At 35.5% G+C, this 6,434-nt stretch carries 8 protein-coding genes; all 8 read left to right on the top strand.

The annotated features are described in order from the left end of the window. The first annotated feature begins 71 nt into the window (after positions 1 to 71). Entirely contained in the window at positions 72 to 284 is a 213-nt protein-coding gene (locus tag D0T49_RS12550) for a hypothetical protein (RefSeq protein ID WP_163632189.1), read from the top strand. A 376-nt stretch (positions 285 to 660) separates the two neighbouring features. Then, positions 661 to 1,533: a hypothetical protein gene (locus tag D0T49_RS12545; protein ID WP_163632186.1), complete on the top strand. Its 873-nt coding sequence runs from the start codon at positions 661 to 663 to the stop codon at positions 1,531 to 1,533. 17 nt (positions 1,534 to 1,550) lie between these two features. Beyond that, on the top strand, positions 1,551 to 2,483 hold the full coding sequence (locus tag D0T49_RS12540) for a DUF6056 family protein (protein ID WP_163632183.1): 933 nt from the start codon (positions 1,551 to 1,553) through the stop codon (positions 2,481 to 2,483). A 44-nt stretch (positions 2,484 to 2,527) separates the two neighbouring features. After that, positions 2,528 to 3,835, top strand: a complete 1,308-nt coding sequence (locus D0T49_RS12535) for a WG repeat-containing protein (protein WP_163632180.1) — start codon at positions 2,528 to 2,530, stop codon at positions 3,833 to 3,835. A gap of 65 nt (positions 3,836 to 3,900) precedes the next feature. Further along, positions 3,901 to 4,632, top strand: coding sequence for an ankyrin repeat domain-containing protein (locus tag D0T49_RS12530; protein WP_163632178.1), 732 nt, complete (start codon positions 3,901 to 3,903; stop codon positions 4,630 to 4,632). A gap of 84 nt (positions 4,633 to 4,716) precedes the next feature. Further along, the gene (locus tag D0T49_RS12525; protein ID WP_163632175.1) at positions 4,717 to 4,878 is read left to right on the top strand and encodes a hypothetical protein; all 162 of its coding nucleotides are present in this window, start codon (positions 4,717 to 4,719) and stop codon (positions 4,876 to 4,878) included. Between the two features lie 94 nt (positions 4,879 to 4,972). Then, complete coding sequence (locus D0T49_RS12520; protein WP_163632172.1) at positions 4,973 to 5,884, top strand: hypothetical protein; 912 nt, start codon at positions 4,973 to 4,975, stop codon at positions 5,882 to 5,884. A 98-nt stretch (positions 5,885 to 5,982) separates the two neighbouring features. Continuing rightward, the coding region (locus D0T49_RS12515) for a hypothetical protein (RefSeq protein WP_163632169.1) at positions 5,983 to 6,434 on the top strand (452 nt) is incomplete at its 3' end.

Genomic DNA, 6,434 nt, shown 5'->3' with positions numbered 1-6,434 from the left:
AAAAATAGGATTCGGAGAAGGAAAATTTTGATAACACAAAACTAAAATTTAATATATAAAAATGGAAGCAAATGACACATACTGAAAAATGGATGGAAATAAGAACGAGATATTTTAATAAGGAAATATCTGAGTCTGAATATTGGGAAATTTGTGATGAAGCAGATCTTGAAATGACTGCATGGATAGATGAAGAGTGCGCAAGAGAGGGAGGCTTTACCGGTGATAGCATAGACCTGGTAAGCTTTGCGTCAGATGAGGAATGGATAGAAAAGATTAATTGATTGCTTAAGAGAAAGCATTCCGTATTGTAATATAAGTCTGGAACAGAGAAAACAAAATCCTTTAAATTAAGGTGTTATTGTTTAGCTAAACATTACTATCTTTGTAGTGTCGCGAAAGTGGCAACATAATTGGTGAAAGTGTTTCGCTTTTATCCCGTGTAGGAAATCTGACAGTTTCAAAGTAACAGGGATAGCAATAACATTCATCACTTGGATAGCTATATGTTCAAACCAACATATACTAAACGAGTGTGGGGTATTGTTTATCTGTTACCGGGCTTTGTCAGAGCCTCCTACACAATAAACAAATAACTCCACACTTTCTTTTTTAATAACCCGTCATTTTTGGAGTTGAATGACAATAAATTAATTTAATATGAATGGATTAGAATTTATTAAGTCCAAGCAACAAAATTGGGCAAGACGAAAAGGTTTTGAACTTATCGGCGGTGCTATCCCCGATAGAGGAGAGAAAAATTATCTGCACAACCTGTCTGATAATTTATTTGAGCCGTTATCCAAAGAAAGTTTAGATTGTTACAATTCAGGAGATGGAAATGAAACCAGAGACGGAAGAACTCACTTGGCTAAAATGAAAGCTCTGCATTCATCTTCCGCAATAGTGGTTAATCTGTTTCAACATTGGAACGGTAAAGATGTTTCCCCGCTTTTATACGCTTGCAAATTATGTTCAAAATCGGCAAAGAACATTTCGACAACCAAAATTAAGTTTGAAGAAAAGTTTGAGATTAGCAACGACAGAGCTCAATTCCCATTTTCTCCTAATCTTGATGTTGTTATTGAAGGTTCGCAATCTCTTGTTTATGCTATCGAATCCAAATTTACAGAGCCTTATGGAGGAAGGAAACATAGCGGAATAAAACAAAAATATATCGACAATGCTTCTTTTTGGACTGGCTTACCAAACTTGTACGAATTGGCAAAAGAAATCTGTCCGAATGATAACAAGTTCCGATATTTAGATGCACCGCAATTGATGAAACATATTTTAGGACTAAAAAAGAAACACAACAAAACAGGCTTTCGTCTTCTGTATCTTTGGTACGACGTGGTTGGAAAAGAAGGTTATGAACACAGAAAAGAAATAGAGCAATTCGCAGAGATAGCTAAGAAAGACAACATAAACTTCAGCCACATAACTTATCAAGAAGTAATCATAAAACTGTCCAAAGAGTTTTATGTCGGGAATGAAAGTTATTGCGATTATATAACAGACCGATATTTATAATCAAAAAAACAGACGTGATGAAAAAAGCAGCAAAAATTTTATGTATCATAGCACTTGTTATTGGTATAATTTGGGCAGTAGTAGGTTTCTTTGGCTCTTGGGTTGGCGGAGCTGTTATATCCGCTGGACAAGAAGTATTTGCAGAAGATTCGCAAGGAGCAAACTCAACAATGGAAAATTCTGTTAATGTAATGTTGAAGTTTATTGGCAGTTTTGTAATTGTAATTATTGGTGGTGTTTTGGGCATTATTGGTTCTGATAAAAAGCCATCAAAAGTAAAACCACTCATTTTTGGAGTATTGACATTAATTTGTGGAATTATACTATTTCCATTGCATAATTATGTAGCAGCATTTCTTTATCTTGTAGCGGGATTATTACTTGTTTTGGGTGGGTTAACAACGAAAACACAAAACAAAAACGAAAGTAAGGATAACAAGAAACTAATTTTGACTGGGATAGTATTGGGTATAGTTATAGTAGTTGTTGGATTTTGCTTGACACAAAATAATAGCGTTACAGAAAACCAAGAAATAACAATTGCCAATTCAGACAATACAACTGATATTATAAATACCGAACAAAGTGCATCAGCTACACCAAACAATGAAGATTTTCAAGATTTTATTCAAAAATTCACTTCGGATAAAAACTTTCAACTCTCCCGTATAAAATTCCCTTTGAGTTCAATAAAGTCAAAAGATGAATGGGAATTTTTAGATGCGAATGTTATTTTTGAAGGAACTAAAATTTTGGGTAGTGGTTTAAATGAACAAGGAGAAGAAGTTGGATATGAATTTTCAGGAGAATTCATTAAAAAATCTGATAGTAAATATTTCTACAGTTTTTATAACTCTGATTTTGGAGAGACTATTTTTACTTTTTCCAAGGTTGAAGGGCAATGGATGCTGACCGATGATTTAGATGAGGACGGGGAATGCTATAGATAATAAAATCAAAGGTTGCGCCCGACACGTATTAGGGCTTCAAAAAAATGAAAAACATAAAAATAATAGCATTTATTATATGCTTCATTGCATTACACATAGGTGTAAACGCACAAATATTAACACCAAACGAAAACAAAAAAGGAAAATGGGGATATGTAAATGAAAAAGGGAAAGCAGTTATCAAATACAAATATGATGAAGCAAGAGAGTTTTCGGAAGGACTGGCAGCCGTAAAACATAAAGGTTTATTTGGATATATTGATGAAACAGGAAAAGTAGTCATTCCTTTGGAATATGATGACGCTACCCTCTTTTCGGAAGGTGTTGCTATAGTAAAAAAAGCAACGGATTTCAGATATGGAAAAAGAAGCTCACTAAGATGGGGACTTATTGATAAGACAGGAAAAGCAATTACGGATTTCAAATACACAGAAATTGGAAGTTTCTCGGAAGGACTGGCAAAAGCAAAAGACGATAATCATAACTGGGGAATTATAGATAAAACTGGTAAAGAGATTATTCCTGTGAGATACAGAGAAATTGGCAATTTTTCGGATGGACTGATAAAAGTAAAATACAATAACTGGAGATTTATAGATAAAACTGGGAACGAAGTTTTCCAATTAGATGATAATGGACAAGTTACAGACTTCTCCAATGGTTATGCAGGCAGAAGTTATTGGAATGGATGGAAAGTTATTGATAAAACAGGAAAAGTAGTTCTTCCCAATATTTATTCAGAAGGAGAAGTATTGAAAATTATATCCGAACAAGGGTTGGTGCAGAAAGAAATACAACGCATACAAGAGGAAGCGCAAAAAGAAAAACAACGAAAAGCGCAAGAAGCGCAACGGAAACAGAAAGAAGAAGAAACACTAATAGCGGAAGCAGAAACCGCATTAGATAATGATTTTTATAGTGCCGATTGCCCTTCTGTTGATGTATTGGAAAATCTTCGTAAACAATTAGAACAATTAGAAAAGTCTATTCCTAATGGTTTGGAGAATATGAAAAAGAGAACATATCTATTACAATTACAAACAGGTTTGTCAAACGCAATGAGGACGCAATTATTGACCCCAAAATATGGTGCGACATCCGCAAGAAAAATTATGGCAGGTAAATATGAAATTGGCATGTCTCAGGCAGTGGCTGAAGAAATAATGGGGGTCAATAAAGCCTTATATAAGCAAAGCATTACTACTGTGGCGGGACAGAAAAAAGAAATATGGCAATTTGACTATGATAACCCTGCTCTTCGAGGATATAGTGCCGCAGTTATAAATGCTGCGAAAGCAGAATGTCCTACGCTTATATTTAAGAGTGGAAAATTGACAGATATTTTAAGGTAAGAACTATGCCGACCAAAAACACAGACTTCCGTGAGAACACCTCACAAAACATTCATGAAAGTGAGATGTTAAATCTAAAGCTAAGAGGAGCAATAATGAATGGCGATGAGGAAGAAATTGAACACCTATTAGCACAAGGATCCTTCCTTGATGCTGCAAATGATTATGCATTAAAGGTGTTGATAGGTGTATTCAAAAGTCGGAGAACAGCATTGTTAGAGAGACTACTCAAAAGCACTGTAAACATGCATGATGCCAATGAGTGGCGTTTAATGAATGCCTTTATTGCAAATTCGGGGAAAGAACATTTCAAACAAATGAAAATTCTGTTTGAAGCAGGCATCAATGTGAACTGTCAAGATAATAATGGTATGACTGTATTGATGCTTGCCTCTTATACCGGTAATTATCAATTAGCTAAAGTCTTTTTGGATGCTGGTGCAGGTGTTAATCTACAATCCGACAGAGGTAAGACTGCATTGATGTTTGCTGTGTGTAACGAATACAGCAAACATTCGGAATCTCTCTTGCAATCTTTGCTGACAGCAGAAGCTAACGTAAACACACAAGACGATGACGGTAAAACGGCTTTGATACATGCTGCGGAATCGGGCAGCGAATCTTGGAGAAATGGGAGCAATACGTTAGCCGAGATAATAAAATCTTTATTGACAGCAAAAGCCGATGCAAGCATAAAAGACAAAGATGGCAAAACGGCATTGATGTATGCCATCGAAAAAGACAGAGAGGATAGCATTATTAAACTGTTAATGCCGACCGAGAAACAACAATCCTAAACAAATACTTTTTAATAAATGTTAATAGCAGACTTAAAACGACTTTTCGAAGAAGTCGATTTCCCGTGTTCCTATTGTGAGTTAATGATTCAGTGCGATAAAACAAATCAGTCTCTGTTGGTAGTCGATGAGTTGAAAGAACGTTTTGAAGAGGAATTTTCCGAGTCAGGAGAATTAATTGATACCGATGATTTTCCTGAGATAGATGATACTTTCGAAGAAGAGTTTTTCCCAATAGATGAGTGAAAGAGTAAACCACTCAAGTAATAGTTAAAGAATTCAGGAATGCTCTCAAAACTAGAGGGCATTCGTATTTTATTATATTACCAAACAATAAGTTATGACACAATTTATAGTAGAAAACATAGATAATCAGACAGCAAAAAATGAAGCGTGGCTTATATTGCATTCAGGTCGGGAAAGAAAAAAATGCTGTCTTGGGAAAATACCGGAAGATGTAAACCCCGATATACTTAAGCACAAGATAGTTTTATTCGTAAACATAGAGGATAAAGGTAAATATTACTTTGCCAACTGGTTAGATATGGTAATTCTAAACCGTGAGGATATAGAGCAGGATTCGCCACTCCTTAAAATTAAATTGAAAGGAGATATAGACTCCAAACAACTTTTATCGAGATTGTTGCAGATAGTATCAGAAACAGAAATGCCACCATTTTGGAAAGTATTTTTCAAATCAGACGCAGTTGCCGAAGCGATTAAAGATTATGAAAAATTTCCTGCTGGTGCAAAAGTACACCATCCGTGGGAGAATGGATTATCTAGCCATACCGAAGAAGCCCTAACTGCATATGCGCAACTATCAAAAGTCTATTACCTCAAAGAAATTAAGCATCATGTCTGTATTGCAGCACTATTATTTCACGATTGGGGAAAGACATTAGAATATTCACTTACCTCATCTTGGAGTTATACGGACGATATGCCTCTTTTCGGTCATGTGTATATGTCTGCGAAGAAAATTTGTAGCCTGTTAAATGAGTTCAGACAAGGTTATGACTTTGAGAATGAAGAACAGGAAAGACAAGCGATAAGAGACATTCAATTTGCAGAACATTGCATACTCGCACACCACGGAATAAAAGGATACGGTTCTCCTGTAGTTCCTGCAACAGTAGAAGCCTTTATGGTTCATATAGCCGATTTAATCTCTGCACGAGTACAGATGTTTGATATGGCTACCCACATGGAACAGAACAATTACCTTGGAACAATGATTATAAAAGAGTAGTTTATGGAGAAATTTCACAATGAGATTGCATTTTCTTATTTGGCTAAGTCCGCTTTGTTGGAAATATAAAATTCTATCAACTCCAAATAACTAAAAAAATGAGAATAAAACTCTGGCAACTAAATACACAAGCAGTAAACAAATACTTCGAAGAATTAGATACTTTCAATCAAACCATGAAAGAACAATTGTTAAGCATATCTGAACCCGAAAATCAGACACCGCAAAACATAGAACAGCTATTAAAAACCCATTATCATTCGTGGCGCAAACAAGGTGCTGATGAATTAATACGCTTGCTCTTGAAAAAACGTAAATACCTGCTCGACAAAACGTTTCAATACACTCCCGAAAATATCGAAAATCTTCTTCGGGTAAACCGCATTTTGACTGAGGGAAGTGAAAAAGTTTTTTTGCAAGCACAGAAACTACATAAAACGATGCAAGCTCTAAATGATAGTTTTACCCAAGATTTCGAGATAGACGGCACCGTTAGAGTATCATACAATGGCAACGATTCCCTAATCGACTTCAACCCTGACTTCGATGA

Origin of the sequence: Paludibacter sp. 221, from assembly GCF_010501035.1 — a bacterium.
GTDB lineage: Bacteria > Bacteroidota > Bacteroidia > Bacteroidales > Paludibacteraceae > QVMH01.
Note: the sequence above shows the minus strand (reverse complement) of the source record. Positions and strands in the feature narration are given on the sequence as shown.

Bases quoted from the DNA above. Each gene is read 5' to 3' on its own strand.
- D0T49_RS12545 (WP_163632186.1), top strand. From the start codon at position 661: ATGAATGGATTAGAATTTATTAAGTCCAAGCAACAAAATTGGGCAAGA.
- D0T49_RS12530 (WP_163632178.1), top strand. From the start codon at position 3,901: ATGTTAAATCTAAAGCTAAGAGGAGCAATAATGAATGGCGATGAGGAA.
- D0T49_RS12540 (WP_163632183.1), top strand. From the start codon at position 1,551: ATGAAAAAAGCAGCAAAAATTTTATGTATCATAGCACTTGTTATTGGT.
- D0T49_RS12525 (WP_163632175.1), top strand. From the start codon at position 4,717: ATGATTCAGTGCGATAAAACAAATCAGTCTCTGTTGGTAGTCGATGAG.
- D0T49_RS12535 (WP_163632180.1), top strand. From the start codon at position 2,528: ATGAAAAACATAAAAATAATAGCATTTATTATATGCTTCATTGCATTA.
- D0T49_RS12520 (WP_163632172.1), top strand. From the start codon at position 4,973: ATGACACAATTTATAGTAGAAAACATAGATAATCAGACAGCAAAAAAT.
- D0T49_RS12550 (WP_163632189.1), top strand. From the start codon at position 72: ATGACACATACTGAAAAATGGATGGAAATAAGAACGAGATATTTTAAT.